At 69.3% G+C, this 14,749-nt stretch carries 18 protein-coding genes; 7 read left to right on the top strand and 11 right to left on the bottom strand.

Annotated features, from left to right (window positions below):
• Positions 1-25: 25 nt before the first annotated feature.
• The 11 genes from flgL to flgB form a co-directional block, all read right to left on the bottom strand.
• Positions 26-952: a flagellar hook-associated protein FlgL gene (gene flgL, locus KA711_16405; protein MCM0610553.1), complete on the bottom strand. Its 927-nt coding sequence runs from the start codon at positions 950-952 to the stop codon at positions 26-28.
• 23 nt (positions 953-975) lie between these two features.
• The gene (gene flgK, locus KA711_16400) at positions 976-2,919 is read right to left on the bottom strand and encodes a flagellar hook-associated protein FlgK (GenBank protein MCM0610552.1); all 1,944 of its coding nucleotides are present in this window, start codon (positions 2,917-2,919) and stop codon (positions 976-978) included.
• 31 nt (positions 2,920-2,950) lie between these two features.
• Complete coding sequence (gene flgJ, locus KA711_16395) at positions 2,951-3,874, bottom strand: flagellar assembly peptidoglycan hydrolase FlgJ (GenBank protein MCM0610551.1); 924 nt, start codon at positions 3,872-3,874, stop codon at positions 2,951-2,953.
• A gap of 17 nt (positions 3,875-3,891) precedes the next feature.
• Complete coding sequence (locus KA711_16390; GenBank protein MCM0610550.1) at positions 3,892-5,040, bottom strand: flagellar basal body P-ring protein FlgI; 1,149 nt, start codon at positions 5,038-5,040, stop codon at positions 3,892-3,894.
• Between the two features lie 122 nt (positions 5,041-5,162).
• Entirely contained in the window at positions 5,163-5,831 is a 669-nt protein-coding gene (locus KA711_16385) for a flagellar basal body L-ring protein FlgH (GenBank protein MCM0610549.1), read from the bottom strand.
• The gene (gene flgG / locus KA711_16380) at positions 5,831-6,613 is read right to left on the bottom strand and encodes a flagellar basal-body rod protein FlgG (protein MCM0610548.1); all 783 of its coding nucleotides are present in this window, start codon (positions 6,611-6,613) and stop codon (positions 5,831-5,833) included. Before flgG ends, KA711_16385 begins: the two co-directional genes overlap by 1 nt.
• A gap of 124 nt (positions 6,614-6,737) precedes the next feature.
• Positions 6,738-7,472 (bottom strand): flagellar basal-body rod protein FlgF, encoded by a 735-nt coding sequence (gene flgF / locus KA711_16375; protein MCM0610547.1) that lies wholly within the window; start codon positions 7,470-7,472, stop codon positions 6,738-6,740.
• Between the two features lie 100 nt (positions 7,473-7,572).
• Positions 7,573-8,835, bottom strand: a complete 1,263-nt coding sequence (flgE, locus tag KA711_16370) for a flagellar hook protein FlgE (protein ID MCM0610546.1) — start codon at positions 8,833-8,835, stop codon at positions 7,573-7,575.
• A 33-nt stretch (positions 8,836-8,868) separates the two neighbouring features.
• The gene (locus KA711_16365) at positions 8,869-9,528 is read right to left on the bottom strand and encodes a flagellar hook assembly protein FlgD (protein MCM0610545.1); all 660 of its coding nucleotides are present in this window, start codon (positions 9,526-9,528) and stop codon (positions 8,869-8,871) included.
• Positions 9,528-9,959 carry a flagellar basal body rod protein FlgC gene (gene flgC, locus KA711_16360; GenBank protein MCM0610544.1) on the bottom strand — a complete coding sequence of 144 codons (432 nt, stop codon included), beginning with the start codon at positions 9,957-9,959 and terminating at the stop codon, positions 9,528-9,530. Before flgC ends, KA711_16365 begins: the two co-directional genes overlap by 1 nt.
• A gap of 16 nt (positions 9,960-9,975) precedes the next feature.
• Positions 9,976-10,374 carry a flagellar basal body rod protein FlgB gene (gene flgB, locus KA711_16355; GenBank protein ID MCM0610543.1) on the bottom strand — a complete coding sequence of 133 codons (399 nt, stop codon included), beginning with the start codon at positions 10,372-10,374 and terminating at the stop codon, positions 9,976-9,978.
• A 141-nt stretch (positions 10,375-10,515) separates the two neighbouring features.
• Between flgB and flgA the strand changes: the two genes are divergently transcribed.
• From flgA to KA711_16320, 7 genes are all read left to right on the top strand, one after another.
• Positions 10,516-11,268: a flagellar basal body P-ring formation protein FlgA gene (gene flgA, locus KA711_16350; GenBank protein MCM0610542.1), complete on the top strand. Its 753-nt coding sequence runs from the start codon at positions 10,516-10,518 to the stop codon at positions 11,266-11,268.
• A gap of 158 nt (positions 11,269-11,426) precedes the next feature.
• Positions 11,427-11,708, top strand: a complete 282-nt coding sequence (flgM, locus tag KA711_16345) for a flagellar biosynthesis anti-sigma factor FlgM (GenBank protein ID MCM0610541.1) — start codon at positions 11,427-11,429, stop codon at positions 11,706-11,708.
• Between the two features lie 16 nt (positions 11,709-11,724).
• The gene (locus KA711_16340; protein MCM0610540.1) at positions 11,725-12,147 is read left to right on the top strand and encodes a hypothetical protein; all 423 of its coding nucleotides are present in this window, start codon (positions 11,725-11,727) and stop codon (positions 12,145-12,147) included.
• 355 nt (positions 12,148-12,502) lie between these two features.
• Positions 12,503-13,681, top strand: coding sequence for a hypothetical protein (locus KA711_16335; protein ID MCM0610539.1), 1,179 nt, complete (start codon positions 12,503-12,505; stop codon positions 13,679-13,681).
• A gap of 24 nt (positions 13,682-13,705) precedes the next feature.
• The gene (locus KA711_16330) at positions 13,706-14,071 is read left to right on the top strand and encodes a response regulator (GenBank protein ID MCM0610538.1); all 366 of its coding nucleotides are present in this window, start codon (positions 13,706-13,708) and stop codon (positions 14,069-14,071) included.
• Positions 14,072-14,079: 8 nt separating this feature from the next.
• Positions 14,080-14,445 (top strand): response regulator, encoded by a 366-nt coding sequence (locus KA711_16325; protein ID MCM0610537.1) that lies wholly within the window; start codon positions 14,080-14,082, stop codon positions 14,443-14,445.
• Between the two features lie 13 nt (positions 14,446-14,458).
• A complete protein-coding gene (locus KA711_16320) occupies positions 14,459-14,743 on the top strand; it encodes an STAS domain-containing protein (GenBank protein ID MCM0610536.1) in 285 nt (94 codons plus the stop codon).
• Positions 14,744-14,749: the final 6 nt, after the last annotated feature.

Below are 14,749 nucleotides of genomic sequence, written 5' to 3'. Positions count from 1 at the left end.
GGGGTCGTCGAGGCGTTCCGAGACGTCAGCGGAGGTATTCGAACAGACTCATGCGCTGGACAATGGAGTACGTCTTCAGTGCGGCATCGTAGCCGGTCTGCCGGTTCTGAAAGTCGGAGATTGCCGCCAGCAGATCGAGGTCTTCTGCCTCGGAGCGCTCGGTCTGCGCATCCAGCTTGGCCTGCTGCACGCGCTGCTCAAGACCCTCGATGCGGTTGAGCGCCTCTCCGGCGCGAGAGCGCCACGAGGCGAGCTGATTGGCCGCGATGTCGAACTCACCGAGCCCGTGGCTGACGGTGGCGGCGATGGCAGCGCCACTGCGTCCAGGCGTCGACAGCTCGGTGACGGCCCGGTCCAGCGCGTCGAAGAGCGACACCGGCGTGCCCGGGGCCGCCGGATCCTCGCCAGACAGCCAGGCGGCGCGGCCGTCGATGGACAAGGGCGTGGCGGTGCCGCCGGCCGCCAGCAGCTGGCCTTCGGTGCCGACATAGCTCACGCCACCGGGCGCGTCGACGAGCGGCGGCGTGTTGCTGCCCTGGCCGCCGAACAGGTAGCGGCCGGCGCCATCCTGGCGGTTGGCCACGGCCAGCAGGTCGTCGCGCAGCCCGCGGATGGCCTGGGCAATGGACCGGCGGTCGCTGTCGTCGTAGCTGCCGTTGCCGGCGGACACGAGCAGCTCGCGGGCCTGCGCCATCAGCTCGCCAGCGTCGCCCAACGCCGCCTCGGACAACTGCATCGCGTTGCGGCTGGCGCCCAGGGCCCGCAGCTGGGCGTCGCTGCGCTGTTGCGCGGCCAGCGCCCGCTCGGACACGGCAGCTGCGCTGGGATCGTCGCTCGGCCGCAGCACGCGCTTGCCGCTGGTGAGGCGCTCCTGTGCGTCGCTCAGCGCCGTCTGGCGCTTCTGCAGATTGCTGATCGAGGTCTCGTAGGCGTTGGCGGTCGAAATGCGCATGGTGTGGTGTCGGGTCGGGGCCATCAATTCCCAGCGACGTCGATGAGCTCCTGGAAAACGGCCTGCGCCACCTGCAACACCTTGGCCGCGGCCTGGTAACTCTGCTGGTACTGGATCAGCCGCGCGGCCTCTTCGTCGAGGTTGACGCCGGACTTGTCGGCCCGTTGGGTCTCGGCCTGCTGGGCAACGGTCTGCGAAATCGTCGACGTGGTCTCCGCGCTCTGCACACGCACACCGATGTCGGCGAGCGCCTCGCTCCAGGCGTCAGTGGGTGTACGGCCACCGGTGAGGGCAGCGTCACGCAGCGCCAGCAGCGCCGTCGCGTTGCCGTTGTTCGACGCCACGGCACTGCCGGGCGTGGGCGCCACCGTGATCACGTCGCCGTTGAGGGGCACGCCCGTCAGCCGCAGCGAGAAGCCGTTGATGTCCACACCCGCCGGCGGCAGCGTCGCGCCCGGCGTCCAGGTGCCTGAGCCGCTGTCGAGCAGGGCACCGCCGCCGTCGCGCAGCGCCCAGGTGTAGCTGCCAGTGTTGCTGACGAAGCTGACGGTGGTCATGGCGTTGGCGATGATCGGGGTGCCGGTGATGCGCAGCGAGCTCACGGCGGCGGTGCCGGTGTTGGCCGGGCTCGGCGTGGCCGTCAGCGGTGAGGCAGCGGCAATGTCCAGCGGATCGTCCAGCAAGGCCGCGAAACCGCCCGCCGCACGCGACACCGGCTGCAGCAGGAAGCGGTCGCCGTTTTGCGGCGGCGGCGTGCCGAAGGTGATGCGCATGCCGTCGACGAGGTCGCCGTCCGCCACCGCGGTCTGGCGGCCGTCGCTCAGGCGCAACAGCATCCAGCTGCCGGATCCAGGCACCGTTTCCTGCAGCGTGTACTCGCTGGCCTGCAGCTGCGCGGCGTCCTCGATGGCCATGGACACCGAGCCGATGAGGGCCCCAGCACTGTCGCGCTGGTTGTCAAGGTTGCGGGTGACTTGCGGCGCGCCGATGGCGAACAGCGCCGAAGACGCCACGCTGCCCACAGGTGGCTGCAGATTCATGCCGCGTTGATGCTGTTCATTGATGGCCTCGCCAACGCTGGCTGCGAGCTGACCGATGCGCGTGCGCGCCGCCACGAGGTCGGTATTCTGGAACCGCAGCAGGCCGGTCAGAGCGCCGCCGGCAAGCACGCCCTCCTCGAGCGTGCGCAGCGCGCCACCCTCTGCCAGCGCCACCGCCAGGCGCTCCGGATCGGCACTGTCCTGCTCCACCTCCAGCGGCGTGGACTGAGAGCCCAGAACCAGGCGCTGGCCACCACCGATGAACACGGAGAGCGTGCCGTCCGAGGACTCCATGCGCGTGACCTGGACCTGTTCGGCCAGCCGCGAGACGAGACGGTCGCGCTCGTCGAGCAGATCGTTGGCCGGCTGCCCCAGGCCCTTGAGGTCGGCGATGCGGCGGTTGACCTCGGCAATGCTTCCAGCCAGGCTGTTGATCTGCTGCACGCTCACGCGCAGCGAAGCGGCCACGCCATCTTGAAGCGTGTCCAGGCGGCCGCTGGCTTCGGTGAAGCGGTCGGCGAGGTCACGAGCCCGTGCCAGCACCACCTGGCGCGTGGACAAATCGGCAGGCCGGTTGGCCAGGTCGGCGAAAGCGTCCACCAGCTCCGTGGTGGCGGCGCCGAGGCTGGTCTCGCCAAGCTGGAAAACCTCCTCAAGGCGGCGCAGCTGGGTCAGGCGGGACGCGTCCATCGCCGACAGCGAGCGTGCGGTCGCCGCCTCGCGCGTGAGAAAGGCGTCATGAGCCCGCACGACCGACTCCACCACCACGCCCCGGCCGAAGAAGCCCGACCCGGTGAACTGGCCCTCGGGCGTGGTGAGCGACACCTGCTGGCGCGAGAAGCCCTCGACACCGGCGTTGGCGATGTTGTGTCCAGTGACCTGAAGCCCGGCGTAGCTGGCCGCCATGGCCTTCATGCCCAGGGACATCAGCGGTGAAGGGCTCATGGTCTTTGCTCCGTCAGGCGGTCAGGGAACGATGCAGGCGCAGCGTGGTGTTGATCACACGCGTGAGCTTGTCCGCGTAGGTCGGATCGGTGGCATAACCCGATTGCTGCAGGCCTTGTGCGAACCGCGTCGCGTGTGTGGCATCTCCGGCGCTGGCGGTGCGTGACTGAGCGGCCACCGCCTGAGTCGCGGCGGCGTAGCGCGGACTCGTCCTCATCAAGCGCGCATAGTCGGCAAAGCTATCGCCATAGCTGCTGTAGGCGCGGAACTTCGCCGTCACCTTCTGCGGGCGACCGTCGATGTACTCGGTGGTGACGATTTCCGCCACCGGACCCTTCCAGCCCGCGCCAGCCTTGATGCCGAACAGGTTGAAGCTAGGCGAGCCGTCGGCGTGGCGGATCTCCTTGCGGCCCCAGCCCGTCTCCAGCGCCGCCTGCGACACCATGAAGGCCGCCGGAATGCCGGTCTCGGTCTCGGCCCGCTGCGCCGCGCCCATGTGCTGCTGCACGAATCCGGCCGCGCCGGTCTGCGGCACACGCACCGGCTGCGGCCGGGCCGACAGCGGCGCGGGTGTGTTGTTGGCGCTGCCCGTGACCGGGATCGGCCCCGGCGACAGGCCCATCTGGCGCTCCAGCTGGCGCTGGATGGCCTCGGACAGGCCACCCAGTCGACCCGAGAGCTGTTGCGCAAACTGACCATCGAGCATCGAGGTCGACAGGCTGCGGCCCGACAGGCTGCCGCTGCCGTCGTCCGCCTCCAGGGTGGTAGCACGCATCGACTTCATCAGCTCGTTCATGAACAGGGCCTCGAACTGGCGCGAGGCCTCGCGCGCGGCGCCACGCGGATCGCTGGCGGCACGACCGCGCAGCGCATCGAGCGAACGCGTGTCTTGGGCCAGGCCGCCGGTGGCCACCTGCGGCAAGGGTGTCGACAGCATGGGCGCCGATGCCATCGTCAGATGACCTCAATCTCGGCGTGCAGCGCGCCGGCGGCCTTCATGGCCTGCAGGATGGCCAGCAGGTCCATCGGCGTGGCGCCCAGCGAGTTCAGCGCCTTCACCACGTCGGCGAGCTTGGCGCCGGCCGGAAGCGCGATGAGCGAGCCGCCCTGCTGCGCGATGGCGATGTCGCTGCGCTCGGCCTGCACCGTGTTGCCGCCGCTGAACGGCCCTGGCTGGCTGACCACCGGGGTCGTGCTGATCGTCACCGACAGGTTGCCGTGCGCGACCGCGCACGGACCCAGCGTCACCGCGTCGTTCACGATCACCGAGCCCGTGCGCGCGTTCAGCACCACGCGCGCAGCCGGCCGCGCCAGCGCGACCGGCAGGTTTTCCATGCGGGCCAGGAAGGCCAGCCGCGCGCCTGGCTGGGCCGGCATCCTGACGCGCACGCTGCGCCCGTCCAGCGGCATCGCGATCTCGTCGCCCTGGTCCCGGTTGATGGCCTCGGCGATGGCCGCAGCGGTGGCGAAGTCGCTCGCATTGACACCCAGCGTCAGCGAGTCGCCGTCGAGCAGCGGCGTCGGCACCCCGCGCTCCACGGTCGCGCCCTCGGGAATGCGGCCCGCCGACAGGTGGTTGATCTGCACCTTGCTGCCGCCCGCCGAGGCCCCGGCACCGCCCACCACCAGGTTGCCCTGCGCCAGGGCGTAGATCTGGCCGTCGGCCCCCCGCAGTGGCGTGGCGATGAGCGTCCCGCCGCGCAGGCTCTTGGCGTTGCCCATCGAGCTCACGGTGACGTCGATGGTCTGCCCCGGTTGGGCAAACGCCGGCAGCTGTGCCGTCACCAGCGCCGCCGCCACGTTGCGCGGCGACAAGCTGACACCGGGTGGCAGCGTCACGCCCAGCTGCTGCAGCAGCGACTGCAGGCTCTGGGTGGTGTTGGGCGACTGGGTGGCCTGGTCGCCCGTGCCGTCCAGGCCCACGACGAGGCCGTAGCCCAGCAGCTGGTTGGCGCGCACGCCCTGCACGGCGGCCAGCTCCTTGATGCGCACGGTGGCCGCCGGCGCAGCCGGTGCGGCCGCGGCAGCGGCCCGCGACGCGGCGGCCGGCAGCGGCCACCACACGGCCGTACTTGCGGCCAGCGCGGCCAGGGCGAGGGTCATCCGCATCAAGGCGTCGGCGCTTCGAAACCGGCGCAGGCCAAGCGGCCGCCGCGGCGCCGGCTTCGCCGGGCCGCTGGGGGTGCCCCCCTGGGGGGGAGCGCCGGAGGCGCCACGGGGGGGGGTCATATCGGCAGGACGTTGATGAAGAAGCGCTGCAGCCAGCCCATGGCCTGGGCCTCGGCGGCGGCACCGCGCCCGCGCTGCTCGAGCCGCACATTGGCGATCGCCGCACTGGGCACGCTGTTGCCGGGCTGGATCGCGCGAGGGTCGACCTGGCCCGAAAAGCGCAGCACGTCGATGTTCTGGTTGACGCCCAACTGCTTCTCCCCCGCCACCAGCAGGTGGCCGTTGGGCAGCACCTGGCGCACAACGACGGTGATGGTGCCGCTGAACTCGTTGCGGTTCTCGGTGCTGCCGCTGCCTTCGGAACTGGCTGACGTGTTCGCATCAGCCGTGGCGCGGCGCAGCGCATTCGGACTGATGCCGGGCAGCGCCGCCAGGCCGCCCGACAGGGCTCCAGTCTTCTCCACCGAGCTGGTGCTGGTGGCGGTCGCGGTGACGCGCTCGACGATGTTCACCGTCAGTGCGTCGCCCACCAGACGCGCGCGATGGTCCTCGAACAGTGGGCGATAGGCGCCAGCTGCGAAGATCGAACCCGTGGCCGGCCCTGTCGCGGGCGACGCCGAGGTCGGCTCCACGGGCCCCGTATCGCCGACGTCGACGCGCGGGCCGACGTAGGCGCAGCCCGGCAGCAGCGCCGCTGCCAGCAGCAAACAGGCGGCGGGGCGCATCACAGCTGCCCCAGGCGCTGGAGCATCTGATCGGAGGTCTGGATGGCCTTCGAGTTGAGCTCGTAGGCGCGCTGCGTGGCGATCATGCTCACCAGCTCCTCCACCACATTGACGTTGCTGCCTTCGACGAAACCACTCTGCAGCGCACCCAGGCCGTTGGCGGTGGGCGCGCCCGTCTGCGGCGCGCCGCTGGCGGCGGTCTCGGCGAAGAGGTTGCCGCCGCGGCTCTCCAGCCCCGCCGGGTTGACGAACGACGCGAGCTGAAGCTGCCCCAGGTTCTGTGGCGCCGTCTGGCCCGGCAGCGTCGCGTTGACGGTGCCGTCGGCTCCCACCGTCACGGCCAGGGCGTTGGCCGGCACGGTGATGCCCGGCTGCACAGAGTAGCCTGCGTTGGTGACGAGCTGGCCGTTGGCGTCGACCTGGAACGCGCCGTCGCGCGTGTAGCCGGTGCTGCCGTCGGGCAGCGAAACCTGGAAGAAGCCCTGGCCCATGATCGCGATGTCAAAGGCGTTCCCGGTCTGCTGCAGCGCACCTTGCTGAAAGTTGCGCGTGGCCGAGGCGGCGCGCACGCCCAGGCCCACCTGCAGGCCGGTGGGCAGCGTGGTCTGCTCGGTGGTGGCCGAGCCGGCGGCGCGCAAGGTCTGGTACATCAGATCCTCGAACTGCACGCCGGCTCGCTTGAAGCCGTTGGTGCCCACGTTGGCGAGGTTGTTGGAGATCGCGTCCAGCTTGGTCTGCTGGCCTTCCATGCCGGTCTTGGCGATCCAGAGCGAGCGAATCATGGTGTGGCGCCTTGGGCCTCTGCGGCCCCTTTTTTGGATGCTCTGCATCTTGCGGCGCACTTGAGGCCGGGCAAGGGCAGAAAAAAGGCCCCCGGGGGGGCCAGTTCGGCGGCGGCGCGGCGGCTCAGCCGGCGCTGGGCGCCAGCAGACGTGCCGCCTGCTGTTCGCGCTGCTCGGCGCCCTGCAGCGCCTTCATCTGCTGCTCGAACTGCCGCGCCGCGGCGATCATGGCCACCATGGTCTCCACCGGACTGACGTTGGAGCCCTCGAGCACGCCGCTGCTTACGCGGGCGGTGGCATCGGCCGGCTGCTCTTCGCCGTCGCCCGCGCGGAACAGGCCGTCGGCCCCGCGCACCAACGGCGCTTCGGGCGTGACCAGCTTCAGCCGCCCCACGGGCTGCGGCCGCGCGTTGCCGACGGTGCTGGTGATCGTGCCGTCGGCGGCAATCTCGACTTGGGCGTTGAGCCCCACGGTGATGGGCCCGCCGTCGCCTTGCACGGGCAACCCGGCCGGTGTGACGAGCAGTCCGTCGGCGTTGACCTCCAGCGCCCCGGCGCGGGTGTAGGCTTCGGTGCCGTCCAGCCCCTGCACCGCCAGCCAGGCGTTGCCCTGCATCGCCACGTCGAGGCTGCGCCCGGTGGCCTGCATGGCGCCGGGCCGGGTGTCGTGGCCGATCGTGCTCTCCAGCACGTAGGCCCGCGTCGTGGCCCCTTCGCCGCGCACCGGCACCGCTCGGAAGGCCTGCATCTCGGCACGAAAGCCCGTGGTCGAGGCGTTGGCCAGGTTGTTGGCCAGCGAGTCCTGCCGCTGCAGCGTGGCCTTGGCGCCCGCCATCGCGAGGTAGATGAGTCGATCCATGTGAGCTCCGGGTCAAGCGGCCGCCGCGGAACCGGCTCTGCCGGGCCGCTGGCAGCGCCTCCTTGAGGGGGAGCGGCGTCAGCCGCTCCGGGGGTGGGCCTTATCGCAGATTGACCAGCGTCTGCAAGACCTGGTCCTGCGTCTTGATGGTCTGCGCGTTGGCCTGGTAGATGCGCTGCGCGACGATCATGTTGACGAGCTCGCCGGTGAGGTCGATGTTGCTCTCCTCCAGCTCCCCGGACTGCAGCGCGCCGAGGTTGCCTTCGCCCGGCACGCCGACCGTGGCATCGCCCGACGCATTGGTGCGAGCCCACTGGTTGTCGCCCAAAGGCTGCAGCCCCTGAGGGTTGCGGAAGTTGGCGATCTCGATCTGGCCTGCCGGCCGGCTCTCACCGTTGCTGTAGCGCACGGTGATGATGCCGTTGTTCTCGAACAGGACACCGGTCAACTGTCCGGCCGAGAAGCCATCCTGACTCACGTCGGTCACGCCGAAGGCCGAGCCGAACTGCGTGGCCGCGCCCAGGTCCAGCGAGACACCGGGGATGGGCTGGGTCGTGCTGCCGTCGGGGCGCGTCGTGGCCGGCACGTCAAGCGTGATCGGCCCGGATGGCGCGGTGGGCTCGCTGCCGTCCGCGGCGAAGGTCAGCGTGCTCACCGGCAGCGGAGCGGCACCGGTTCCGGCCAGGGTGGCGCCATTGGCTGTGGCAAAGAGGTTCCAGGTGTCGTTGCCGCTCTTCTGGAAATAGTAGGTCAACGCCACTTCACGGCCCTGGAGGTCGTAGACCGTGAGCGAGGTCGCGTTGTTGTAGGTGGCCGCGTCGCTGAAGTCGATCGCCGGCGTGCCACTGGGCACCGTGACGCTGCCGCGCGAGTCCAGGTTCAGCCGCAGGCTCACTTCCGTGGTTGGCGTGGGGGCCACGCCGCCAGTCGGCAGCTGCAGCGCCACGGCCAGGCCGGGCTGGATCTGGCCCAGGCCGTCGGCGGCATAGCCCATCAGTCGCAGGCCGGCGTTGTTGACGATGTAGCCGTCGCGATCGACCTTGAACTGGCCGTTTCGCGTGTAGGTGACAGGGCTGGCGCCGTCGCCCACCTGGAAAAAACCGGCGCCGTTGATCGACAGGTCCATCGGGTTCTCGGTGGTCTTGATGTTGCCCTGGGTGAACTGCTGCGCCACCGTCGCGAGCTTGGTGCCGATGCCGATGGCGCTGCTGCCGGCGCCGCTGAGCGCCGAGGCGTACATGTCGGCAAACTCGGCCCGCGAGACCTTCGTGCCGAAGGTGTTTGCATTGGCGATGTTGTTGCCGATCACCTGCAGGTTCTTGCTGGTGGCGTTGAGTCCGGAGAGGCCTTGCTGGAAGCTCATGGAGAGGTCCTGCGTTGCGGTCAGAGGTCGGTGTCAGTTGAAGCCCTGCACATCGCGCCAGGCGACGAGGCCGCTGGCTGCGGTCTCCAGCGTCAGGGCGTTGCCGGTGGTGCGCACGGCCTCGACGTGGTCACGCATCAGCGGCGTGGCCGTGACGGCTTGGGTTCCCTGCGCGGCGACGACACGGAAGCTGTAGGCGCCATCGGCCAGGGAGGTCGGACGCCAGTTGAAGGGGTGGCGGCCGGCGTCCTTGATGCCCAGATTCAGCGTATCGACGACACGACCGGCACCGTTGAGGACCTCCACCTTCACGCTGCCGGCGGCGCCTGCGAGCTCGAAGCCGCCGACGGCGAGGCCGCCTTTCAGCTGCAGCTTGTTGCCGCGCACGGTGATCTCGCGCCCCACCAGCGAGGCCCCCGACAGCGCCTGCAACTGGGCAAACTGGGTGTTCAGGCCTTCGACGGTGGTGTTGAGCTTCTCGATGCCGGTGACGGTGTTGATCTGCGCCATCTGGCTCGTGATCTGGGCGTTGTCCATCGGATTCATCGGATCCTGGTTCTGCAGCTGGGTCACCAGCAGCTTCAGGAAGCGGTCCGCTCCACCGGCTTCGTTGGCGGGGGTCGTCGCCGCGCCGCCTCCTGACACGGCAGCAAAGGGGTTGGCGCCCGCCAGCGCCCCGCCGACGGCGCTCATCAGGACTGCCCCATCTGCAAGGTGCGCTGCAGCAGACTGCGCGCGGTGTTCATCACCTCGACGCTGTTCTGGTAGGAGCGCGATGCGCTGATCATGTTCACCATCTCCTCGACCGGGTTGACGTTGCTGTAGGTGACATAGCCCTCGGCGTCCGCGCTGGGGTGGCGCGGATCGTGCACGCGGCGCCCCGGGGCGTTGCTTTCAGCCACGGTGCTCACGCGCACGCCGGCATGGGTGTCGGTCGCGGGCACGAAGGCATCGCGACTGCCCACCAGCGCCGTCTGGAACACCACCTGCCGCGCCTTGTAGGGCTGGCCGTCGGGACCGGCCACGGTGTCGGCGTTGCTGAGGTTGGAGGCAACGACGTTGAGCCGCTGGCTCTGCGCGCTGATGGCGCTGCTGGCGACGTCGAAGATGCGCAACATGCTCATGCTTCAGTTCCTTGCATCAGGGAGAGTTCGGACTCTTCATGGCATCGAGCGTGGTGCGGACGTTGCCGTTGATGAAGCGCAGCGTGGCATCGAACTTCAGCGCGTTGTCCATGAAGTTCGCGCGTTCGCGGTCCATGTCGACGCTGTTGCCGTCGAGGTTCGTCTGCGCCGGGTGCAGGAAGCGCAGCGCCGGCTGCGGGCGACCCTGAGAAGTGAGGATGTCCCTCGCGATCCCCTCGCCGGTGCCGGCGCTGCCCCGAGCAGCCCGCAGCGCCGCTGCGAAGTCGAAATCGCGCGCCTGGTAGCCGGGTGTGTCGGCGTTGGCGATGTTGCCGGCGATCAACTGCTGACGCTGCGCGCGCAGCGTCAGGGCCTGGCCGTGGAAGTCGAGGGCGTCGGTGAGGCGGTTGATCATGATCGGCAGCGGATGGGGCGCGGACGGGGTGCGTTCGGACATTGTTGAGACGCTGGCCGCCCCGCGACCGCCCAAAAAGCGCTGCCCAGGCCATGCATTTCCGGGCCGTGCGCCGCAGCCCCGGGGCCTACAGTGGCGGTCATGACAGATGCTGCCTGGAGCCTCCCGGCCTCCGCCCTCAAGGACGTCCGTCCCAGCACGGGCATCCTGTGGGTTCTGGCCGCCGCGGGGTTGGCTGCGGTCGCAGCCCCGGCGGCAGCGCAGCTGCCCGAGCGTGCGCTGCACCAAGCTGTGGCCGTTGCCGAGGCCCTCGCGCTCGAGCGGGCGCCAGTACCCGCGCGCGTGGTCGTCGAGCCGGGCGCGCCCGACGCGCGATTGCGGCTCGCACCTTGCGACGAGTACCGCGCCACGGCCAGCCCGGGTGCTCCGGCCTGGGGCCGCACGCGTGTGCTGCTGCACTGCGTGCGCGGCCCGGTGGCCTGGCGCATCGCGCTGCCGGTGACGGTGCAGGTCTGGGCGCCGGCCTGGGTTGCCGCCAGGCCACGAACGGCCGGCGAGAAGCTGGCGGCAGATCATGTTGTTCCCGGCGTCGTCGACTGGGCTGCCGCAGCGACCCCGCCGCTGCCGCTGTCGCAGCCCGTCACAGGCCGCATGCTGGCGCGCGCACTGGATGCTGGCGCGCCGCTGCGCGAGGCCGACCTGCGCAGCCGGCAGTGGTTCGCGGCCGGCGACACGGTTCGCGTCACGGCGCGGGGGTCCGGCTTCTCCGTGCAGGCCGAAGCCCAGGCCTTGACGCCTGGTTTCGAGGGCCTTCCTGCACGGCTGCAGGCCGCCAACGGCCGAGTCTTCAGCGCCACCCCGGTGGCCGAGCGGCAGGCCGAGGCGCGGCCGTGACCGACCGGGCCCGCGGACCGGCAGAGCTGCACCCCCACAAGGCAGGGGGTTCGGCGAGATTTCAGTCGAAAGGCCTAAAGTCCGCTGCCAGCGCTGCCGAAAGTGCGTCCATGTCGCCGGGTGTGTCCTCCTGACACCGTCCTGGCCAGGAGTCCACCATGAAGATCGGTCCACTCGAACCCAAGACCATTGCCGCACCGGCCAGTGCCGAGCGCAAAGCCTCGCCGCAGCCCGCCTCGGCCGAGCCCAGCGCGCAGGTCAGGCTTTCCACCGCGGCACAAGGGCTGCAGGCAACCGAGGGCGACCCGGCCTTCGACGGCGCCAAGGTCGAGCGCATCGCGCAGGCCATCCGCGACGGGCAGTTCAAGGTGAACCCCGAGGCCATCGCCGACAAGCTGATCGTCAACGCCCAGGAATTGCTGAGCCGCAAGCCCAGCTGAGCAGGGACGCGCGGCCATGAGGCACAGTCAGCACGAATTCGATTCCATCAGCGATGCCGCCGCGCTGGCGGCTGCGCTCGAACGGCCCCTGGGGGCCGTCGAGCAGCAACTGGTCGCTCTCGGTACGGCCCTGCACCGCCAGGACGCGGCCGCAGTCGATGCCGCCGCAGCCGAACTCCACTTGGCCCTGGCCGCTGCGGTCGACCACTTCACGCTGGCTGCCCGCCAGGGCAACGTGCCGGCGCCGCTGCGTCGGCGCCTGGCCCAGGCCGGCGGCCAGGTGGCCTTGCAGCGCGAAGCGCTGGCGCGCGCCACCGCCTCGCTGGACCGCGCCATCGATGTGCTGATCCCGCGCAGCGCGCCAGCGACCCTGTACTCCTCTCAGGGTTCGTCCGCGGGTATCGGCAGCGATCGCTTCGGCAGCGCGCTGGTGGCGTAACGCGTTCCTGCTCCGGCCTTTGGGTGGCTCGGAGGTCCAGTTGCGTTTGCGGTAGTCGACCCGACCATCCTCGGTCTTGGGCTTGGCATCGTCGCGGCGTGCTGCCATCACTGGGAGTCGGTGACGACGTGCACTGGCCGCTCCTGGCCCAGCGCCACACCCAGCTCAATGGGTGCCCACTTCAGTCAGCAGGCCCAGGCGGCCCGCCCGACCAAAGGACCTGCGACAACTTCACACGCCGCAAGCCTGTGACCCTAAAGCGCCAGCGGCTCCTTCCGAAAACCAGTTGTCACGTTCATGCCGCGGACTTGTCGAAAGCCACTGCGTGCCATGGCGGCAACGCCCCTAGCGATACATGAATCACGAGACCACGCATCCAATCGGTGAAGGCCTGTCCGGCTGGCCCCTCAAGAGCCTGCTTGGATGGGTTCTGCTGGCGGCGGGTCCGTTGCTGGCCTGGCCTGGTGGGTGGGCCGTGTTGCCGGCATTCACCAGCTCGATCGCTGGCTGGTGGCTGCTGCAGGGACGGGCAGCCAAGCATCTGTCTCTGACCCTTGCTGCGCCGGAGTCTGCCTCAGCCCCGGATGCTCGCGCCTCCGCCACCGGTCGCGTCGGCGCCGAAGTCATGGTCAGTGAGGTTGTCCCAGTGTGGGCCAGGCAGATGGAGGCGACCCGAGACGCCGTCTCGGGCGGGCTGCAGCAATTGCTTGACTCGTTCAGCCACATGTTCGGGGCCTTGGAAAGCTTCGGCCAGACGCTGGACTCGATGAAGATCGGAGCCGAGCCTGGGGCCATTGACCAAGCGGTGCGCCGCGAGTCAGGTGCATTGGACACGTTGACGGCGGCAAGCCGCCGAGCCTTCGACGAGCGCGACGCCATGCTCGCGGAACTGCATCGACTTGCCGACGCCATTGGCGAGCTGGAACGACTGGGGAAGCTGACCCGGGAGATCGGTCGCAGCACAAAGCTGGTGGCGTTCAACGCCTCGATCGAGGCCAATCGCCAGAAGATCGGTAGCAACGACGGGGGAAGCCTGGCCGTGGCCGGCGAACTGCGCGCGCTGGCCACTCGAATGGCCGAGACTGGCGAGCGAATCGCATGCGTGGTGGCGCAGTTGCAGGGCAGCATCTCCGGTCCTCGACGGGCCTTCGCAGCGGCCGATACGAGTGCATCGGAACTTCGCATGGAGATCGACGTATCCGCCCGCGCTGCGCTGCGCGCATTGCTCGGTTCACTTGGCAACTCGTTGTCGGGCAACGAGTCGCTGCGCGACACCAGCCGCGAACTGAGGGAGCAGCTCGAGACCGCCTTCGTCAACTTCCAGTTCGGTGACCGGGTGGGGCAGATGCTGAGCATCGTGGGCGGCGACATGATGAGCTTCGCACGATGGGTCGCCGACAACCCCCGCTGCACACAGACCGATGCGGCGCAGTGGCTGACGGCCCTGGAGTCCAGCTACACCATGGACGAACAGCGCTCCACCCATCACGGCAATGTGCACGTGAACAGAGGTGCAGGCGTCGAGTTCTTCTGATTGAGACCGTGAGGGAATCTTCCCATGAGCAAGACCGTACTGATTGTTGATGACTCCGGCAGCTTTCGCACCGTCGTCAAGCTCGCCCTCCAGAAGGCGGGCTACGAAACCGTTGAGGCGGTGGATGGCAAGGACGCCGTGACCAAGCTGGACGGGCGCAAGCTGAACCTGGTCGTCTGCGACGTGAACATGCCCAACATGGACGGGCTCTCCTTTCTGAGGCACATCAAGACAACGGGTGCATACAAGTTCACCCCCGTGATCATGCTCACCACGGAGAGTCAGGAATCCAAGAAGGCCGAGGGCAAGGCGGCTGGCGCCCGGGCTTGGTTCACCAAGCCGTTCCTGCCCAGCCAGCTGGTTGACGCCGTCAACAGGCTTTGTGTCTGAGGCCAGACATGGCACAGCCGATACTGCTCATCGACGACTCGCAGAGCGTGCGCACGCTCATGCGAGGCGCACTTGAGCGCAAGAAGTTCAACGTCGTCGAGGCCTGCGACGGCGAAGACGCGATGGACAAGCTTGACGGCCAGCCCTTTGGCCTGATCGTCAGCGACCTGTCAATGCCACGCATGGACGGCTTGTCATTCCTGCGCTGGCTGCGCGTGCACCCGAGATACAAGTTCACGCCCGTGCTGATACTGACCACCGAGACACGCGAGCCGGTGAAGCAATCGGCACGCGCGATGGGCGCCCAGGGCGTGCTGCGCAAGCCCTGCACACCAATGCAACTGGTCACCGCCGTACGGCGCCTGTGCCGCTGAACCGGGCTTACCCATGTCAACACCCAACCTGCTGGCCTTCGGCCCCGAGATGACCATTCCATTCGCCGCCGCGAGGCGCAGGAAGTTGATCGAAACACTGAGCTGCGCCGGGCCACTGACTCTGGACCTGAGCGGCGTTTCCGACTTCGACAGCAGCGGCGTGCAGTTGCTGCTGGCCACGCGACGCAGCCTGGCCGAACGCGGCGACGCGCTGACCCTGCACGCACCCAGCGCCCCGGTGCGCGAAGCGCTGGCGACCTTCGGCCTGGGCGACCTGCTCGAGCCTGCAAAGCCCTGAGGAGCA

Origin of the sequence: Ideonella sp. WA131b (genome assembly GCA_023657425.1) — a bacterium.
Classification (GTDB): domain Bacteria; phylum Pseudomonadota; class Gammaproteobacteria; order Burkholderiales; family Burkholderiaceae_C; genus Rubrivivax.
This window is presented reverse-complemented; position numbering and strand designations above follow the sequence as displayed.

Coding starts and splice junctions, on each gene's coding strand:
- flgL (MCM0610553.1), bottom strand. CDS start 952: ATGCGCATTTCGACCGCCAACGCCTACGAGACCTCGATCAGCAATCTG.
- flgK (MCM0610552.1), bottom strand. CDS start 2,919: ATGTCCCTGGGCATGAAGGCCATGGCGGCCAGCTACGCCGGGCTTCAG.
- flgJ (MCM0610551.1), bottom strand. CDS start 3,874: ATGCTGTCGACACCCTTGCCGCAGGTGGCCACCGGCGGCCTGGCCCAA.
- KA711_16390 (MCM0610550.1), bottom strand. CDS start 5,040: ATGACCCTCGCCCTGGCCGCGCTGGCCGCAAGTACGGCCGTGTGGTGG.
- KA711_16385 (MCM0610549.1), bottom strand. CDS start 5,831: ATGCGCCCCGCCGCCTGTTTGCTGCTGGCAGCGGCGCTGCTGCCGGGC.
- flgG (MCM0610548.1), bottom strand. CDS start 6,613: ATGATTCGCTCGCTCTGGATCGCCAAGACCGGCATGGAAGGCCAGCAG.
- flgF (MCM0610547.1), bottom strand. CDS start 7,472: ATGGATCGACTCATCTACCTCGCGATGGCGGGCGCCAAGGCCACGCTG.
- flgE (MCM0610546.1), bottom strand. CDS start 8,835: ATGAGCTTCCAGCAAGGCCTCTCCGGACTCAACGCCACCAGCAAGAAC.
- KA711_16365 (MCM0610545.1), bottom strand. CDS start 9,528: ATGAGCGCCGTCGGCGGGGCGCTGGCGGGCGCCAACCCCTTTGCTGCC.
- flgC (MCM0610544.1), bottom strand. CDS start 9,959: ATGAGCATGTTGCGCATCTTCGACGTCGCCAGCAGCGCCATCAGCGCG.
- flgB (MCM0610543.1), bottom strand. CDS start 10,374: ATGATCAACCGCCTCACCGACGCCCTCGACTTCCACGGCCAGGCCCTG.
- flgA (MCM0610542.1), top strand. CDS start 10,516: ATGACAGATGCTGCCTGGAGCCTCCCGGCCTCCGCCCTCAAGGACGTC.
- flgM (MCM0610541.1), top strand. CDS start 11,427: ATGAAGATCGGTCCACTCGAACCCAAGACCATTGCCGCACCGGCCAGT.
- KA711_16340 (MCM0610540.1), top strand. CDS start 11,725: ATGAGGCACAGTCAGCACGAATTCGATTCCATCAGCGATGCCGCCGCG.
- KA711_16335 (MCM0610539.1), top strand. CDS start 12,503: ATGAATCACGAGACCACGCATCCAATCGGTGAAGGCCTGTCCGGCTGG.
- KA711_16330 (MCM0610538.1), top strand. CDS start 13,706: ATGAGCAAGACCGTACTGATTGTTGATGACTCCGGCAGCTTTCGCACC.
- KA711_16325 (MCM0610537.1), top strand. CDS start 14,080: ATGGCACAGCCGATACTGCTCATCGACGACTCGCAGAGCGTGCGCACG.
- KA711_16320 (MCM0610536.1), top strand. CDS start 14,459: ATGTCAACACCCAACCTGCTGGCCTTCGGCCCCGAGATGACCATTCCA.